We start from the raw sequence: 16,607 nt of genomic DNA, 5'->3' as shown, positions 1-16,607 counted from the left end.
CGCATCGACGCGGCGCGGCCCCGGAGCTCCCGATCCCGGCGCGGCCGGGAGCGGGTGGCCGGCCCACGTACGCGTGGCGCCGGCCCACGGGCTCCTCCCGGGAGCCCACCCCTGCGCGTCGCGTCAGCCCACGTACTTGTCGGCCGCGTACAGCGCCTGGTCGAGGATGGCCAGGCCCTCACGGGCCTCCTCGTCGGTGATGGTGCACGGGGGCACGACGTGGATGCGGTTGTAGTTGTACACCGGCCACATGCCACCCTCCTTGCACGCGGCGACCACCTCGTCGACGGGGCGGGCCAGCTCGCCGCCGGCGGCGTACGGGACCAGCATCTCGCGGGTCTCGCGGTCGCGGACGAGCTCCACGGCCCAGAACACGCCCAGTCCGCGTACCTCGCCGACCGACGGGTGCCGTTCGGCGATCTCCCGCAGCCCCGGGCCGATGACCTCCGCCCCCACCCGGGCGGCGTTCTCGTTCACACCCTCCTCCCGCATCGCGGTGATGGTGCCCACCGCCGCGGCGCACGCCAGGGGGTGGCCGGAGTAGGTGAGACCACCGGGGTAGGCGACATCGCGGAAGGTGTCGTGCACGGCGTCGGAGAGGATGACCCCGCCGAGGGGCACGTAGCCGGAGTTGACTCCCTTGGCGAAGGTGATCAGGTCCGGGGTGACACCCCAGTGGTCGACGGCGAACCAGGCACCTGTGCGGCCGAAGCCGGACATGACCTCGTCGGCGATGTAGAGGATGCCGTAGCGGTCGCAGAGCTCACGGACTCCGGCGAGGTAGCCCGGCGGGGGAACCAGGATCCCGGCGGTGCCGACGACCGTCTCCAGCACGATCGCGGCGATCGTGGACGGCCCCTCGAAGGTGATGACCTGCTCGAGGTGGGCGAGGGCGCGCTCGCACTCCTCGGCCTCCGTCGTGGCGTGGAAGTGCGAGCGGTACAGGTACGGGCCGAAGAAGTGGGCGACGTTCCCGGAGGCGCTGCCGGAGTTCTCGTTCGCCCAGCGGCGCGGGTCGCCCGTGAGGCTGATCGCCGTGGCCGTACCGCCGTGGTAGGAGCGGTACGCGGAGAGGACCTTGGGACGTCCGGTGTGGATGCGGGCCATGCGGACGGCGTGCTCGTTGGCCTCGGCTCCGCCGTTCGTGAAGAACACCCGGTTGAGGTCGCCCGGGGCGATCTCCGCTATCAGCCGGGCGGCCTCGCCGCGTCGGTCGTTGGCGAAGGTCGAGGCGATCATGCAGATCCGGTCGGCCTGGTCCTTGATGGCGGCGACGACCTTGGGGTGGGCGTGGCCGATGTTCAGGTTGATGAACTGCGAGGAGAAGTCGAGGTAGCGCCTGCCCTCGTAGTCCCAGAAGTAGCGGCCCTCTCCCCCGGCGACCGGCATCGGGTTCACGGCGCCCTGCGCGGCCCAGGAGTGGAAGAGGTGGGCCCGGTCGTCGGCGACGACGCGGGCGCCGGCCTCCGGATCGGGCAGGCCTGCGGGGAGGGGGGCGGAGGAGCCGGAAGCGGTGCTCGACATGGGTACCTCGATCGGTGGTAGGGAGAACGATGTGCGAGAGGGGTCGGGGAGTGGGGGCCGGCGGCGTTCGGAGGGCGGGAGGAACAGGGCCCGCTCCTTGGCGAGGAAGTGATGGATGTCGTCGTGGACCGCCGCCATCCGGCTGCGCGGCGGGGTCCCCTCGGCCGCGCGCAGCAGCGTGGCGTGACGCCGCAGTACCGGCCCGGAGAAGGGGAGGTTCCCGCTGCTTTCGTACCGGATCGAGCCACCGGCGTCGCGGCGCGGCACGATCTCGGAACGGGCGTGGACGCTGGCGCTGAAGGGGATGTCGAGCCTGCCGTCGCGGAAGGCCCGCTCGATCCCCTCGAAGAGGTCGTCGGCGGCCAGCACCGGCTCGACGAGTTCGGCCACCTCGCGCTCGATCCAGTGCTGTTCCTCCGCCACGCGGTCCTCGTCGACCCGGACGAAGTCCAGCAGCTCCGAGGCTCCGAGGGCCGCCGTGCGCAGTCCGGAGGCGTTGGCGGCCGCGTCGGGGATCCCCTGTGCCTCCTGGACGGTCTTGGTGATGACCTTGGTGGCACCGCCGAGCCGGGCGGTCAGTCCGCCCAGCAGGATCAGTCCGCCCGCGAACTCGGGGGTGGTGGGGAAGACGCCCATGAACTCGTGGAGGACGGGATAGACCTCCACGTCCGGGCCGAGGTAGCGGCGGGCCAGGGTGCGTGTCGCGCGCAGGGCCGCGACGTCCTGGTGGATCTCCCCGCTCTGGGGATAGGAGATCGACAGGCAGCGGACGCCTTCCGCGACGGCGGCGACCCCTTCGAGGAGGGTCATGGCGAGGCTCACCGACGGCGGGACGAGCACGGCGGTGAGCGTTCCGAAGAGCTCCCGGTCGACGACGACTCCGTCGCGGGCCAGCGTGCCGCACACGGCGTCGACCCGCTGCCACGCGCGCAGGGAGCGGGACAGCGGAACGTCCTTGGAGTAGGGCAGGTTGTAGCCGATGCCGCCGCCCTCGAAGGAGGTGATGCCCGAGGCCAGGGAGACGGCGAACAGTTCGCGCGGGTCGGGCGAGCCGTGGCGTACCTCCAGGGGTACGTCCACCGTCCCGACGAGCTGTCGGCCCCGTCGCCACCCGTGGGTGACCAGCGGATAGCCGTTGAGCTCGGCCGGGTCGCGGAGCAGGACCTCCCGCGCCGCGCGGAACTTCCGCAGCCGGGTGTGCGAGTCGATCGTCACGGACAGGATGTCCGGTGCCGCGTCCTCCAGTTCGCGCAGCAGATGTCGCATGGGCGCGTGGCCGCCCACCCCGCAGCGTGGCTGCACGGCGGGGCGTCCCCGGACTTCCGCGGCGCGCAGCACGTCGACGACGCGCGGCAGCCGCGGGGAGGCGAGGTGGGCCACGACGTCGGACCAGTCGGGCAGCGAGGCGGCGACGTCCGGGGCCAGTTCGAGTGTGTCGAGCTCAGTCATGCTGGAGTTCGGCCGCCTTGCCCGTGCTCCGCAGTCGGTCGAGGAGCAGGACGATCTCGTTGCTGTCGGTCAGGATGTGGTCGATCCCCAGGTCGCGGAGACGGCTCAGGTCCGCCTCGGTGGTGCGGCTGCCCACGGACAGGTTGCCTCCGACGATCACGGGCGGGTGGAGCCGGCCCGCGGCCCGCAGCGCCGGCAGCTCCCGGAGGTCGTGGTGGGCGTGACCGTTGAGGCTGCCGATGAGCACGGCCTCGGCCTGCGGGTGTGCGTCCACCGCGTCGGCGAAGTCGCCGAGCGGGGTGCAGACTCCGAGGTTGACCACGGTGAAGCCGTAGTCCCGCAGTTGGAGGGCGATGAGCTGGTTGGCGACGGCGTGGGCGTCGCTCTCGGCGACGCCGAGGACGACGAGGCGTTCGCCCCGGCCTGGCAGCGCGTGCATCGGCAGCTTCCTCTCGGATTCCGGTGTCCTTCGGACCCGTGGGTGGTCGGTCAGTCTTCGAACGCCATGAAGAGCGCGCGGTGGTTGACCTCGGCGAGGCGCTCGGGGTCGAACTCCTCGGCATCGGCCGTCCGCAGCGAGTCGAGGACGTGGTCGATGGCGGGTACCAGCCCCCACACCTCGTGGTACGGGGACCAGCCGGGTGCTCCGCGTCGGTGGTCCTCCTCCCGTGCGAAGAGGTACGAGGCCCACTCCCGGCTCATGGGGTGGCGGTGGTGGTAGTCGTGCACCACCGTGTCCCCGGTGAGGACGAGGTAGCGGGTCGGGAAGTGGACGAACAGCATGCGGAACCACCAGCGCGCCCAGGCCGCGTGCCGCCGCAGCGCGGGGAGTCCCGGCGAGGGTGCGCGCTCCCCGACGAAGATCGCGTTGGTGAGGCTCGCGAAGTACTCGCGGCCCCGGCGGGGAACCTGGTGGGGCTGCGGGAAGCTGTGCTTCACACAGAGCCGGAAGACGTTGCTGATCTGGAAGAACAGGGTCATCGGCAGGACCCAGGCGACGAGGACCGGCACCCACAGTCCGAGCACGGTGACGGCCGCCGCGAGGAGCGCGTACGCCAGGGTGGTGCCGACCCTCCAGGCGGGCGGGGCGTAGGTGTAGTACGAGCGGACCCGGGCGACCAGGAAGCGGGCGTGGAACCAGGGGGAGACGCATACGCCCAGCACCCGGCGCCACATCCGGCCACGGCTCATGCCGGGCCGCAGTCTCAGTGTCACCAGGAAGGCCTGGACGGTCGGGTCGCGGGTCGTCATGTGGTGCAGGGCGTGGTGGTCGCCGACGTGCTCGGCGCTGTAGCGGTCGAAGTCCTGGATCATGAGCGCCGCCGCGATGAGCCGGCCCACCAGGACGTCGGGCTTCCGCTTGCGCCACATGTTCTGGTGGGCGCACTGGTGGTAGATCATCATCCGCAGGTTGCGGGCGGCGTGCAGGGTCGCGGCCCAGCCGGGCAGCAGCAGCACCAGCAGCGGTCCGCCGGCCGCCAGCGCGGTCGCGCTGAGGGCCAGGCCGAGGCCGCACGAGACGAGGGCGTTCACCAGGTGCCGGGTGGGCGTGTGGCGGACGGGCCGCTGTCCCGCGTACGGCCGGCCGGTCAGCAGGGTGAGCGGTGTGGCGAACACACGCGGCAGCACCTGCATGGATTCGCGTACGGGGTCCGGCTCGCCAGGGCCGGCCTCGGTCACCGTACGCGGGGTATTCACCTCGGACATGTCCGATCTCTCTCCCTTGGACTCTCCCGGCGTGCGACGCGTGGCGTCACGCGTGCGCTCCGGTCTCCTGCTCCTCGGCGGCGGCGAGCAGGTCGTCCAGGACGTGGTCGAGCTGCTCCGGGGTGGTCTCCGGGTTGAGCAGCATCAGCTTCAGGTAGACACGGCTGACGCCGTCCTCGCCCGTGATGTGGGTGCGGGCGATGAGGGAGCGGCCTTCCTCCATCAGGCGTCGGCGCAGCAGTCCGTTGAACGCGTCGGCCTCCGCGTCGCCGCCCTGCGGCGGGACGTAGCGGAAGAGCACCGAGGTGAGCGGCGGCTCGGCGAAGAGTTCCAGCCGCGCCTCGCGGTCGATCCGCTCCGCCGCGTACCGGGCGAGGTCGTGGCAGGTGTCCACCATGGCCGCCATGGTCCTGGCGCCCAGGGTGCGCATGGTGATCGCGATCTTCAGCGCGTCGGAGCGGCGGGTGGTCTGCAGGGAGCTGCCCTGCAGGCCGATGAATCCGGCGCAGGTGTCGTCGTCCGCGCTGAGGCAGGTGGTGGGCTGCAGGCCGAAGGAGAGCAGGTTCTCGGAGCGGCGGACCAGGAGGACGGCCGAGGAGGCCGGGGACCAGCCGAACTTGTGGAGGTCGACGGTGATCGAGTCGGCCTCCGCCAGGCCGTCGAGGAGGCCGCGCAGTCGGGGGGAGAAGAGGGCTCCGGCCCCGTACGCGGCGTCGGCGTGCAGCCAGACGCCGTGGCGGCGGGCGACGGCCGCGAGTTCCGGCAGCGGGTCGACGATGCCGAGGTCGGTGGAGCCGGCCACCGCGACCATGGCGACGGCGATCCTGTCCTCGGGGAGCTCGCGGAGGATCCGGTCGGCTTCCTCGGGGATCATCCGTCCGGCCTTGTCCACCGGAACGGTGACGATGTTGTCCTCGCCGATGCCGAGGAGGCGTACCGCTCGTTCGATCGAGAAGTGGACGCCGACGGGGCAGAGGACCACGGGCTGTCCGGCGCAGGCACGCATCCCGCCCTGGAAGGGGTAGACGCCGGTCTTCTCCGCCAGGACCGTGTCGCGGGCCATGGTCATCGCCATGAGGTTGGACACGCTGCCGCCGGGCGTGAGGGTGCCTCCCGCCTCCTCGGGGTCGTAGCCGGCCAGCTCGGCCAGCCGGGCGACGACCCAGCGGTCGAGCTCCAGGGCGAACGGGCCGCTCTCCCAGGCGTGGAGGGACTGGTTGAGCACCGCGGCGACCAGTTCGGCGACGGCGGCGGCGTCGATCGGGGGCGGCTGCATACGGGCGAGGGCGGCCGGGTGGGTGAGGTCGGCCGACCACTGCGCGTACGGGCGGACCAGGTCGGCCAGGGCCGTCTCGGGTGCGCTGCCGTCCTCCGGCAGCAGGGGGCCGGTCAGTACCTCCCGGGCCGCGGCCCTGGCGCCCTCGGGCCCGCCGGGCGCCACCGGTCCGGTGCGCTGTGCCGACACTTCCTGGAGGATGTCGAGGGCCGCGTTCATCAGGCTCCGGACACTCTCCAGACCGGCGGCGGTTCCTGCGGTCCGGAACAGGGGTTCGGAATCGGACGTGGACACGGGGGATCTCCTCTGCGATGGGGGGTGTGCCGCCCTCGGGACGAGGACGGCGTACGGCGATGGCGGAGTGCCCGGGAGGGCTCCCGCGAGGGCGGGCGCCCGGGCGTGCCCGGGCGCCGACGCGCGGTAGGAGGAAGGGGGCAGGTCGGGCCCCGGCGGGTGGGTCAGGCCCTTTCGTCGACCGGCTCCTCGGCCGGCCGGGTGGGGAAGTCCTTCAGCTGGGGCACCGGCGAGAAGACGATCCACAGCAGGGCGGTCAGGAAGGCGAAGGCCGTCGCGTACAGGGTGTTGCGCAGGCCGATCGCGTCGCCGAGGAGTCCGCCGGCCAGGGCGCCGAGGGGCAGCGGCCCCCATGCGATGAACCGGCAGCCCGCGTTCACCCGGCCGAGCAGCCGGTCCGGGGTGATCGCCTGGCGCAGGCTCACGACGTGGATGGTCGACATCGTCGAGCCGATGCCGCAACAGGCGAAGGCCGTCACGTACATCGCGTACGACAGCGGTCCCGTCCCCGGAGCCAGCGGGATGAGGAGCGGGGCGGCGCAGCAGAGCACCAGTTCGGCGACCACCGCCCGGCCGAGGCCGAGCCGGTTCTTCAGCCAGGTCGCGGCGACGGCTCCCACCAGCGAGCCGACGGCACCCACGCCCAGGACGAGGCCGATGGTGCCGGGGTTCATCCCCAGCTCCCGGGCCGCGTACAGCACGAAGACGGTCTGCAGCGACATCCAGCAGAAGTTGTAGGTGCCGGCCTCCAGGGCGATGGCCCGGATGGAGCCGTTGCGCACCACCACGCGCAGCCCCTCGGCGATGCTCCGGGCGGTGGAGACCTTCTCCTCGGGGATGTCCGGTTCGGGTTCCGGCCGCCGGATGGCGAGCAGGCTCGCCACGGAGACGGCGTACGAGGAGGCGTTGACGAGCAGGGCGACGGGCGCCGTCAGCCAGCCGACGAGCAGACCGGCGAGACCGGGTCCGCCGATCTGCGCCAGGGAACTGCTCGCCTGGAGCTTGCTGTTGCCCTCCACCAGATGCTCCCGTCTGATGAACGAGGGCAGGTAGGACTGGTAGGAGACGTCGAACAGCACGGTCAGCACGCCGACGAGCAGCGCCGTCACGTACAGGTACTCGATCGTCAGCAGGTCGAGGTAGGCGCAGAGGGGGACGCTCCCCACCAGCAGGCCCCGCCCGATGTTGCTCCAGATCATGAGGGGCCTGCGGCGCCGGCGGTCGACCCAGACCCCGATGAACAGGGTCGCCCCGAGGAAGGGGGCGAAGCCGGCCGCGTTGAGCAGCCCCAGCTGGGTGGACGAGGCCTGGAACTGGTAGACCGCCGCCAGCGGGAGCGCCAGCTGGGTGATCTGCGCTCCCATCAGCGAGACCGACTCGCCTCCCCACAGCTTGAGGAACTCGCCGTCGCGCCACAGTCCACCGGGCCGCCTGGCGCTCACGCCTCGCCCCGCGGGTCGTCGGTGACGTGGTAGCAGCAGCCGATCTGGGCCCCGTTGGACATGCTGACGATGCCGACCCGCGGGTCGGGCGTACCGCGCACCAGCATGCCCGCGTAGGCCCCGCCGACCATGAGCACGCCGTAGGCGACGACCATGCGCTCGAAGCCGAGGCCGTCCTCGGCCAGGAAGCGTTCGGCGACGGGCAGCACGCGCTTCTGGACGACGAACGGTCCGCCGACCGCGCCCCTGATGTGCTTCTCCCATTCCTCCTGGCTCACCGACCAGCCCGGTATGACGCCGACCCCGCCGTACAGCAGCGTGGGCTTGAGCGCCAGTTCGTCCTTGTGTGCCAGGACGTACGGGAGCAGGTCGACGGTGTCGCCGTCGTGGTGCACGGACTCGTCGCGCAGGAAGCGGGTCCAGGGCAGGATCCGTTCCACCAGGGCGAGTTCGCCGGCGGAGAAGGCTTCGCGGTTCCGCTCGTCGCTGAGCATGGCGAGGCTGCCCTTGTTGCCGTACAGCTCGCAGTCCAGTCCGGCGAACAGGAAGGTGTGTCCGGCGTGGACCGCGTCGAGCAGGGGGTCGACCAGGTCGCGGCTGCGCTGCTCGTCGGCCATCTCCCCGGGGAGGAAGATGCGGTACACGACGTCCACCTTGCGTCCGTGGACGTGGGGAACGCCGTCGCGGTACTCGAACTCGGCGAGGCTGCAGACCACGGTGTCGAAGCCGTGCCTGAGCCAGTCGGGGACGACGAAGTCGAGCCACGGCTTGGTGTAGGTGTATCCGTCGGGCCATTCGGTGAGGGCCAGGACGGGGCGGGCGGGCAGTGCGAAGCCCGCGTCGGCGGCCTCGGCGCGCAGCACGTCGGCGATCCGCCCGATGGGGTCCGGATGGGTCAGGCGCTCCTTGTGGGCGAAGTCCTGGAACGCCCTGTTGCGGTCGGCCGGGCGGGAGAACTCGCCCATCTGCCAACCACCGAGGGAGCTGCCCGTGTTGAGCTCCATCAGCTTGAAGCCGCCGGGCTCGCGGTACATGTCCGCCCGGGACATGGCGGGCATCCGGAGGCCCGCCCCCCGCATCACCAGGTCGACCTGGGTGTCCGTCATGCCGACGGCGCGGGCGAAGGCGCGGCGGTCGCCGTCGAAGAGCCGGTCGGGGATGGTGGTGAGCAGCTCGAAGAGGCCGTTGAGGTCGGCTTCGAGCCGGACGCGGTCGGCGGCGTCGAGGAAGACCGGGCGGTTCAGCGCCTTGCCGCCGCCGGCTCCGTAGCTGTTCCAGTCGTTGCGCAGTTCGGGGACGACCATGTGCGCCGCGTCCCGCTCGGTCGCCAGATAGCGGCGGGTGACCGGGTTCTCCAGGAGCGCCCCGAGGCCGTCGAGGGGGGACCCGGCCAGGACCGGACGGATCTCCGCCTCCGCCCGGTCGAGCGCGGTGGTGCAGGACGTCTCGTCGTCGCCGGTCGCGATGACGGCGGCGATACGGGGGGTGAGTGCCTTCGGCGGCAGCAGGAGCTCGTCTCCTGGGCCGGCCAGCGGCACCACGTCGGTCACGCCGGGGACCTCGTCCGCCCGTCCGAGCTCCAGGCGTTCCACGACGCCGTCGTACGACGGGTAGAGGAACCGCACCTCGGCGTACCGTTCGTGGCGGGGCGTCAGGTCCGGGGTGCGGCCCGAGGCCAGCGCGGCGCCGGCGAGGGTCAGGTCGATGCCGCGGGCCAGTTCGCCGACGTACGGGATGAGGTCGCCGCCGAGCCGGCCGTTGAGCTCGATGAGGCGGCAGCCGGAGGGAGTCAGCCGGATCTCGGTGTGGGTGATGCCCCGGTCGACGCCGAGGGCACGGTGGGCCGCCCTGACGAGGGTGTCGACCTCGTCGGCCCAGGGCTCGTGCCGCCAGGGGCCGAGCAGATGGCCGACCTCCTCGAAGGCCGGGTCGAAGCCGAGGCGCTTGCGGGCGACGAACACCGGCTCCGCCTCGCCGTCGACCACGCAGCTGTCGATGCTGATCTCGGGTCCGGTCAGGTACTCCTCGACCAGGACGCCCCGCTCCGTCCGGATGCCGGGGAACGTGGTGCCCGCCACCAGGGCGTAGGCGTCGGCGAGTTCGGCGGCGGTACGCACCAGCGTCACGCCCATGCTCCCGGCGAGGGAGCGGGGCTTGAGCACGACCGGGTAGCCGATCTCGGCGGCGGCGGCCGCCGCCTCCTCCTCGCCGTGTACGAGCCGGTGCCGGACTCCGGGCAGGCCGGCCCGGTCCAGGAGGGACCGGGTGGTGTATTTGTCCCGGCAGGCCTCGGCGGCCGCGGCGGACAGGTGGGGCAGTCCGAGCTGCTCGGCGACCCCGGCCGTGGCGATCAGCGAGAGCTCGTCCCAGGTGAAGAGACCGGCCGGGGAGCCGGATCCGTCGGCCTCCGCCGCTTCCGCGTGCAGCTCGTCGACCGCCCCGCGCAGGCTCTCCACCCGGGTGGTGTCGGCGATCCGGAAGGACGCGACGTAGGGCTTCTCCCAGGTGAGGTCCTGGGAGGTCACCAGGGAGATCTCGTACTCACGGGCCAGGGAGGCCATCGCGTACTCGCGGTAGGCCTTCAGTCGGCTGCCCACGACCACGAGTCGGGGTCGGCGCTCTTGCATCCGGGGTTCACACTTTCTGTCGTCGGGGGAATTCAGCACGGCCGGGGCCTGCAGCTCATGGCGAAGGACTCCGCGGTCTTGCGGATCTGGGCCTCCACCGAGCGGCTGGACGCTCCACGGAAACGGAACCGCGCGGCGACGTGCTCGTAGCCGCCCGTGGCGGGGATGACATAGCCCGGTTCGGGCACCACGTGCGCGTACGGGCCGTCCTCCCCGGCTCCCGCGGCCCAGCCGACCGACTCGACCTCGCACGGGGGCGGAACGGGGAGCGGCAGCAGCAGCCAGCCGGCTGTCGTGTGCCCGGCCGTGCCCGTGGTGTCCGGCGCGGACGGGCTGTCCGCCCCGGCGTCGGGCTCCGGGTCGACGGCGGTCACGGCCGGTGTGCGGCCCAGCTGGATGTCCGCGGCCGCGGACATCAGATCGAGGCCGTGCACCTCGCGCCACACGAACGGGATCTCCCCTCCCCCGACCCGCGCGCCCGCCTCCAGGAAGACCGGCCGGGGGGAGCCGTCGGAGGTCCTGCCGAGGAACACCTCCATGTGGAACACCCAGGGCCGGCCGTCGCCGAGCGCCTCGGCCGCCGCGGCGGTGAAGTCGGCCAGCGGTGCGAGGACCTCCGGTTCGTCGACCTCGACCGACCCCAGGAAGGTGCCCTTGGTGAACTCCTCGCAGTTGTTGACGTACCGCGAGACGCGCCAGGGGCCCAGCGCGTCCCCGGTCCAGAGCCCGTCGATGTGCAGGACGGGGTCGGAGACGAAGGACTGCACGATGCGCGGCTCGTGCCGGTCCGGCAGGAAGATGTCCGCCTGGGCGTCGAGTTCGTCCTCCGAGTGCAGCAGGAGCACTCCCCTGCTGGCCGTGCCGCGCCGGGGCTTGACCACGACCGGCCAGCCGTGGCGCTCGCCGAAGGCCCGTACGTCCTCGGCGGTGTCGGCATCGGCGTACCGCGGCACCCGTACCCCGGCGGCGTCGACCAGCCCGACCATGGTCAGCTTGTCGCGGAAACGTTCCAGCTCCGCCGGGGTCTGCCCCGGCAGCCCGAAGGCGACACGCAGCTCGGCCGCGTTGTCGAGGTCTCCCTCGTTGAGCGCCACCAGCCGGCTCGCCGGGCCGAACCGCCCGATCAGCTCGGCGACGGCCGCCCGCGTCTCGACGGGCTCGTCGGTGGCGCGGACGATCCGCACCGCCGCCGCGCCCTCGGGAACCGAGGCGCGTCCCAGCTCGGTCGTGACATAGGTGACCCGCTGGGCCCGGTGGTCGAGGTAGGCGGCGTACCGGGCGTGCCGGTCACGCCAGCGGTGCAGCACCACCACGTGTTCCGGGGCCGTCCGCTCGTTCCCGTTCATCCGCGCGGCTCCTCGTCGGACGCCGCGAGCCGGGCGTGGGCCACCATGATCTGCCCCAGCGCGATGCCCCCGTCGTTGGTGGGCACCTGCTGCTGGCAGTACGCCCGGAACCCGGCGCGCCGCAGCTCCACCAGGCAGTTCACGAGCAGGAACTCGTTGAGGAAGACCCCGCCGGAGAGGACCACCTGCTCGAAGGCGTCCGCGCCGTGGGCCTCGCGGACGGCCAGGGCACGCTCGACGACCATGTCGACGACGCCCGAGTGGAACCGCCTGCTGATCTCCGCACGGTCCACGCCCTCGGCGAGGTCCGCGGCCAGGGCACGCACCACGGGCCGGGGATCGATCTGCGCGGTTGTCGTGGTGGTGTCCAGCGCGAAGCGGTAGCGCTGCTCCGGGGCCGTCATGGAGAGGTCCCTGGCGAGGAGCCCTTCCAGCTCGATCGGCCCCTGCGCCTCGTACTCGGCGTGGGTGGTGACGTCGAGCAGTGCGGCGACGCCGTCGAAGAGCCGGCCCATGCTGGAGGCGTGCGGAGCGTTGACTCCCCGCCGGGCCATGGTGGCGAAGACGTGCAGCTGCTGCTCGTCCCACCGTCCGAGCACCGGGAAGGCGGTCACCGCCGCCTCCGGTTCGCCCAGAGCGTCCAGGGCCAGCGCGAAGCCGGTCCTGACCGGTTCCTTCACCGCGCGGTCGCCGCCGAGCAGGGGAACGGTGCGCAGGTGGGCGACCCGCTGGGCCTCCCGGTAGCCGCCGAGCAGGAACTCGCCGCCCCAGGTGGTGCCGTCCGGGCCGTAGCCGGCCCCGTCGAACACGACACCCAGAGTGGGGCCGGTCAAACGGTTCTCCGCCATGCAGGACGCCATGTGCGCGTGATGGTGCTGCACCTGGACGACCCGCTCGTACTCGGAGCCCTCCTCCTTCAGCGCCAGCCGGGTGGCCCGGAACTGCGGATGGAGGTCGACGGCCGCGTTCCGGGGCGTCAGCTCGTGCAGTGCGGCCAGATGGCGCGCCGTCTGCTGGTGGGACTCCCAGGTCTCGTCGTTCTTCAGGTCGCCGATGTGCTGGCTCAGATAGACGCGGGTGCCGCGGGAGAGCGCCACCGTGGTCTTCAGCTCGGCGCCGAAGGCGACCATCGGGGCCAGCTCGACGTCCACCTCGACGGGGTAGGGGGCGTAGCCGCGGGCCCTGCGCAGGAAACTGACCAGCGGACCGTCGAGCTCCGGGTGGGCGGAGCACCGTACGAGCGAGTCGTCGACCCTCGTCTCGATGTCGCGGTCGTTGTAGAGCACCAGGTCCGCGATGGCGAAGAGCTGCTCCAGCGCGTCCTCGTTGCGGTACGCGATCGGATACCCGGAGATGTTCCCGCTGGTCATGACCAGCGTGTCCAGTCCCTCCTCGGCCAGCAGCAGATGGTGCTGGGGCGCGGAGGGCAGCATCACGCCGATGTTCGGGTTGCGGGGCGCGATCGCCTCGGGCAGCCCGCCCGGCTTCTTCCGGGCGAGCACGATGGGCCGGGAGGAGGAGACGAGCAGCTCCGCCTCGGCCGGTCCGATCTCGGCGAAGCCGGCCGCCGTCTCCAGGTCGCGGGCCATCACGGCGAAGGGCTTGGAGTCGCGGCGCTTGCCCGCCCTCAGGCCGCGCACGGCCGCCTCGTCGCGGGCGTCGACCGCCAGGTGGAAGCCTCCGACGCTCTTGACGGCGACGATCCTCCCCGCTTGCAGCGCCGTCACCGCCGCCTTCAGCGCCTCCTCGCCCCGCAGGGTGTTCCCGGAGGCGTCGGCCGACAGGAGCCGGGGGCCGCAGTCCGGGCAGGCGTTCGGCTGGGCGTGGTAGCGGCGGTCGAGCGGATCGCCGTACTCGCCCGCGCAGGCGGCGCACATGGTGAAGTCGGCCATGGTGGTCTGCGCCCGGTCGTACGGGAGTGCCTGGACGATCGAGTAGCGCGGGCCGCAGTTGGTGCAGTTGATGAAGGGGTAGCGGTACCGGCGGTCAGTCGGGTCGCTCAGCTCGGCGAGGCAGTCCGCGCACACATGGCCGTCGGCGGGGACGATGGTGTCCTTGCTGCCCGTGTGCACGCTCGTGCGGATCACGAACTCGTCCGACGGGTCGGCCGGCACGGGCAGTTCCTCGACGTGGACCCCGGTGACCCGCGCCTGCGGCGGGGCCTGGCCGGTGAGTTCCGCGAGGAAGGCCTCCACGGCGTCGAGCGGGCCGGTGACCTCGGTGAGCACCCCCTCCGGGTCGTTGAGGACCCATCCGGTCAGACCGTGCGCGAGTGCCGCCTTGTAGACGAAGGGCCGGTATCCGACGCCCTGGACCACTCCGGTGACACGGGCGAGGCGGCGTACGGGCGTCACGCCGGGGTCTCCGGCGGTCCCGCTCGCGGTCGTGGCGGAGTCGCCCCGTGGAGGGCCCCCGCTCACATCCTGTTCGGTGGTGGTCATGGGTCAGCAGAGCCGCGGGAGTTCGGCGCCCAGCAGTTCCTCGACCACGGAGTCGCGGCCCTCGGCGTCCCGCATCAGGACGAGCGCGCCGTCCTGCTCGGTGACCTCGCCGATGGCGACCGCTCCGGTTCCGTGCTTGTGGGCGCGCAGGGCGTCCAGGACCTTCTGCTCGGCGGAGGGATCGACGAACAGACAGACACAGCCCTCGTTGGCGGAGTGGATCGGGTCGATGCCCAGCATGTCCGTGGCCATGAGGGTCTCGAACTGGATCGGGAGCGCCTCCTTGTCGATGCGGATGGTCCGCTCGACTGCACCGGCGTACTCGTGCAGGACCGCGGCGAGTCCGCCCCGGGTGACGTCGCGCACGGAGCGCACGTCGCCCTCGTCGACGGCGGCGAAGAGTGCGTCGAGCATGCCGTTGACCGGGGCGCAGTCGCTCAGGACCCGCTGCTCGAATCCCAGTCCCTCGCGGATCGAGAGGAGGTGCACGGTGTGGTTGCCGATAGGACCGCTGAGGATCACCCGGTCGCCCGGCCGGACGTTGCGCATCCTCAGCGGCGTCCGCTCGAACACTCCCACGCCGGCGGTGTTGAGGTAGATCTGGTCCGCTTCGCCCTTGCGGACGACCTTGGTGTCACCGCAGACGATCTGGACGCCGGCCTCCCGAGCCGTCTCCCGGATCGAGGTGAGGACCTGCACCAGACGGGAGATCGGCAGGCCCGTCTCCAGGATCATTCCCAGGGTGAGGTAGAGCGGCTTGGCGCCCACCACGGCAAGGTCGTTGACGGTTCCGCAGACCGCGATCTTGCCGATGTCGCCGTTGCCGAAGAACGGCGGGTCGACGACGAACGAGTCGGTGGTCATGGCTATCTGCCCGGCGGCGATGGGCAGCATCGCGCTGTCCTCCATCTCGCCGATGTAGACATCGCCGAGCGTCTCCACGATCAGTGAGAGCAGTTCGTGACTGAGCTGTGTGCCACTGCCGTGGTCGAGGACGACTTCACCGAGGTCGGCTGCGGGGGTGGTCATCGGGTTTCCCTTCGGGGCGTTGGGGGGTGGGCGCGTCGGCGCGGTGGAAGGGAGGTGTTACGGAAGGATCTTGACGACCTTGCGGGCCAGCTCGCCGTCGCTGTCCAGCGTGGCGAGGATCTCCTCGGAGCTCGCGACGGTGGCGCAGTAGCCGCTCAGCCACTCGAGGGACCGGTCGCGGGCCTCGGGGTCGCCGGACACGACGCAGTCGGAGGGGACCCAGATGTTGTAGCCGCGGAAGAAGGCGTCGGCGGCGGTCGTCTGGACGCAGATCTGCGTCTGCAGACCGGTGACCAGGACGGTGTCCACACCGTTCTTCTGCAGCAGGTCGTGCAGCTCGGTCTCGTAGAAACCGCTGTCCTTGTTCTTCTCGACGACGGAGTCGGAGGGGTCGAGGAAGTCGCCCAGGATGGCCGCGCCCTCGCTGCCGCGCTGCAGCGGCAGGGTCCCGTCGAAGTCCCGCTCCACGTTGGGGTCGTCGGGAAGGTTCACCAGCTGGAGGTGGTAGATGCCGTGCCCGCGGCGGCGCATCTCCTCCAGGAAGTGGACGAAACGGGGCTGTGCCTCGGCCATGGCGGCGGTCCGCTCGGGCGTCTTGTGGACGACGTCGGCCTGCAGGTCGTTGGTGAGTACGGCGATCTTGCCCATGCTGATCCTCGGTGTGGTTCGGAGCACGACGGAGCTCGGCCGGCGCCTCCGCGGGTGGCGGAGGGCAGGCCGGCGCTGTCGATGAGTGCTGATCGAAAATGGGGGGGTGACGCTCTGACAAGAGCGCTACGGACACTGCTGGTTGAGAGGGAAAGCCCTTCCCGGCGCAAAGTACGGTCGGTTACGTGCGACCCGAGGCGGAGTGTCGGAGATCCTCGGGCGGGGCCGACATTTGCATATCCTCCATGAACCCGTCAACAACGCCTCGCTGATGCGGATTTCGTGAAGCTTTTGCGAGCGACGTGGTATCGGCGCGAGGGCCGCCGACGACCGGGACGGCGCCCCGCGTCGGTACGCGCCCGCCCGGGGAGCCTCGGCTCCGACACGCGCCGGCAGGGCCTTGACCTGCACGACCCCGGCACGTGATGATCTCGATCGGCTCGCTGCGCGTGGCTTCCGGCCCGTCGCCACACCCGCAGCGAGAGCCCCCTACCACCGGAAAGCGTGGCCACGAGTGTTACCTGCTCCGCGCGAGTCGTCGCTCACAACTCCGCCCGTCGGCCGCACGGTTCACCCACCGGCGGCGCGAACCGGCTCCCCGTGTGCGTACCGGACGCCTCGCCCGTGCGGGCCTCCCCGCCCCACCCCCGACCGGGCCGCCGGTCGGGAATCGACACCTCGCTCCGCCGTGACCACGAAGCCCAGCCCGCGAGGGAGTTCCGGCGGACCCGCCGAGGAGCGCGCACGTTCGCACCGGCGGAATCGGCGGTTCAGCGCCTCTCCCCCGGTCGCGAACCGGCGGACCGATCGTTCCCCGTACGCCG

10 protein-coding genes and 1 pseudogene are annotated in these 16,607 nt (G+C 71.8%); all 11 read right to left on the bottom strand.

All coding sequences use genetic code 11. The features are described from left to right. Positions 1–123 precede the first annotated feature (123 nt). The 11 genes and pseudogenes from IE311_RS36725 to IE311_RS18150 all read right to left on the bottom strand — a co-directional run bounded on the left by IE311_RS36725 (position 124) and on the right by IE311_RS18150 (position 15,783). A complete protein-coding gene (locus tag IE311_RS36725; RefSeq protein WP_229902003.1) occupies positions 124–1,524 on the bottom strand; it encodes an aspartate aminotransferase family protein in 1,401 nt (466 codons plus the stop codon). A gap of 177 nt (positions 1,525–1,701) precedes the next feature. Then, a pseudogene (locus IE311_RS36720) lies at positions 1,702–2,973 on the bottom strand (methylaspartate mutase); the annotation flags it as partial. Beyond that, positions 2,966–3,412: a cobalamin-dependent protein gene (locus IE311_RS18190; protein WP_189832742.1), complete on the bottom strand. Its 447-nt coding sequence runs from the start codon at positions 3,410–3,412 to the stop codon at positions 2,966–2,968. The gene IE311_RS18190 and the pseudogene IE311_RS36720, both read right to left, overlap by 8 nt. 50 nt (positions 3,413–3,462) lie before the next feature. Beyond that, on the bottom strand, positions 3,463–4,680 hold the full coding sequence (locus IE311_RS18185; protein WP_229901997.1) for a fatty acid desaturase: 1,218 nt from the start codon (positions 4,678–4,680) through the stop codon (positions 3,463–3,465). Between the two features lie 46 nt (positions 4,681–4,726). Further along, positions 4,727–6,250, bottom strand: a complete 1,524-nt coding sequence (locus tag IE311_RS18180) for a pyridoxal phosphate-dependent decarboxylase family protein (protein WP_229901996.1) — start codon at positions 6,248–6,250, stop codon at positions 4,727–4,729. 164 nt (positions 6,251–6,414) lie between these two features. Further along, a complete protein-coding gene (locus tag IE311_RS18175) occupies positions 6,415–7,692 on the bottom strand; it encodes an MFS transporter (RefSeq protein WP_189832741.1) in 1,278 nt (425 codons plus the stop codon). Next, positions 7,689–10,289, bottom strand: a complete 2,601-nt coding sequence (locus tag IE311_RS18170) for an ATP-grasp domain-containing protein (RefSeq protein WP_189832740.1) — start codon at positions 10,287–10,289, stop codon at positions 7,689–7,691. Before IE311_RS18170 ends, IE311_RS18175 begins: the two co-directional genes overlap by 4 nt. A gap of 62 nt (positions 10,290–10,351) precedes the next feature. Beyond that, a complete protein-coding gene (locus tag IE311_RS18165) occupies positions 10,352–11,665 on the bottom strand; it encodes an ATP-grasp domain-containing protein (protein WP_189832739.1) in 1,314 nt (437 codons plus the stop codon). Continuing rightward, on the bottom strand, positions 11,662–14,019 hold the full coding sequence (hypF, locus tag IE311_RS18160; protein WP_229901995.1) for a carbamoyltransferase HypF: 2,358 nt from the start codon (positions 14,017–14,019) through the stop codon (positions 11,662–11,664). The genes IE311_RS18165 and hypF overlap by 4 nt, the downstream gene beginning before the upstream one ends. A 90-nt stretch (positions 14,020–14,109) precedes the next feature. After that, complete coding sequence (gene hypE / locus IE311_RS18155) at positions 14,110–15,135, bottom strand: hydrogenase expression/formation protein HypE (RefSeq protein ID WP_189832737.1); 1,026 nt, start codon at positions 15,133–15,135, stop codon at positions 14,110–14,112. A 57-nt stretch (positions 15,136–15,192) separates the two neighbouring features. After that, positions 15,193–15,783 (bottom strand): cysteine hydrolase family protein, encoded by a 591-nt coding sequence (locus IE311_RS18150; RefSeq protein ID WP_189832736.1) that lies wholly within the window; start codon positions 15,781–15,783, stop codon positions 15,193–15,195. Between the last annotated feature and the right edge of the window lie 824 nt (positions 15,784–16,607).

The organism is Streptomyces zaomyceticus, assembly GCF_014656215.1.
Taxonomy (GTDB): domain Bacteria; phylum Actinomycetota; class Actinomycetes; order Streptomycetales; family Streptomycetaceae; genus Streptomyces; species Streptomyces zaomyceticus.
This window is presented reverse-complemented; position numbering and strand designations above follow the sequence as displayed.

Excerpts from the sequence above, each read along its gene's own strand:
- IE311_RS36725 (WP_229902003.1), bottom strand. The coding sequence starts at position 1,524 with ATGTCGAGCACCGCTTCCGGCTCCTCCGCCCCCCTCCCCGCAGGCCTG.
- IE311_RS18190 (WP_189832742.1), bottom strand. The coding sequence starts at position 3,412 with ATGCACGCGCTGCCAGGCCGGGGCGAACGCCTCGTCGTCCTCGGCGTC.
- IE311_RS18185 (WP_229901997.1), bottom strand. The coding sequence starts at position 4,680 with ATGTCCGAGGTGAATACCCCGCGTACGGTGACCGAGGCCGGCCCTGGC.
- IE311_RS18165 (WP_189832739.1), bottom strand. The coding sequence starts at position 11,665 with ATGAACGGGAACGAGCGGACGGCCCCGGAACACGTGGTGGTGCTGCAC.
- hypE (WP_189832737.1), bottom strand. The coding sequence starts at position 15,135 with ATGACCACCCCCGCAGCCGACCTCGGTGAAGTCGTCCTCGACCACGGC.
- IE311_RS18150 (WP_189832736.1), bottom strand. The coding sequence starts at position 15,783 with ATGGGCAAGATCGCCGTACTCACCAACGACCTGCAGGCCGACGTCGTC.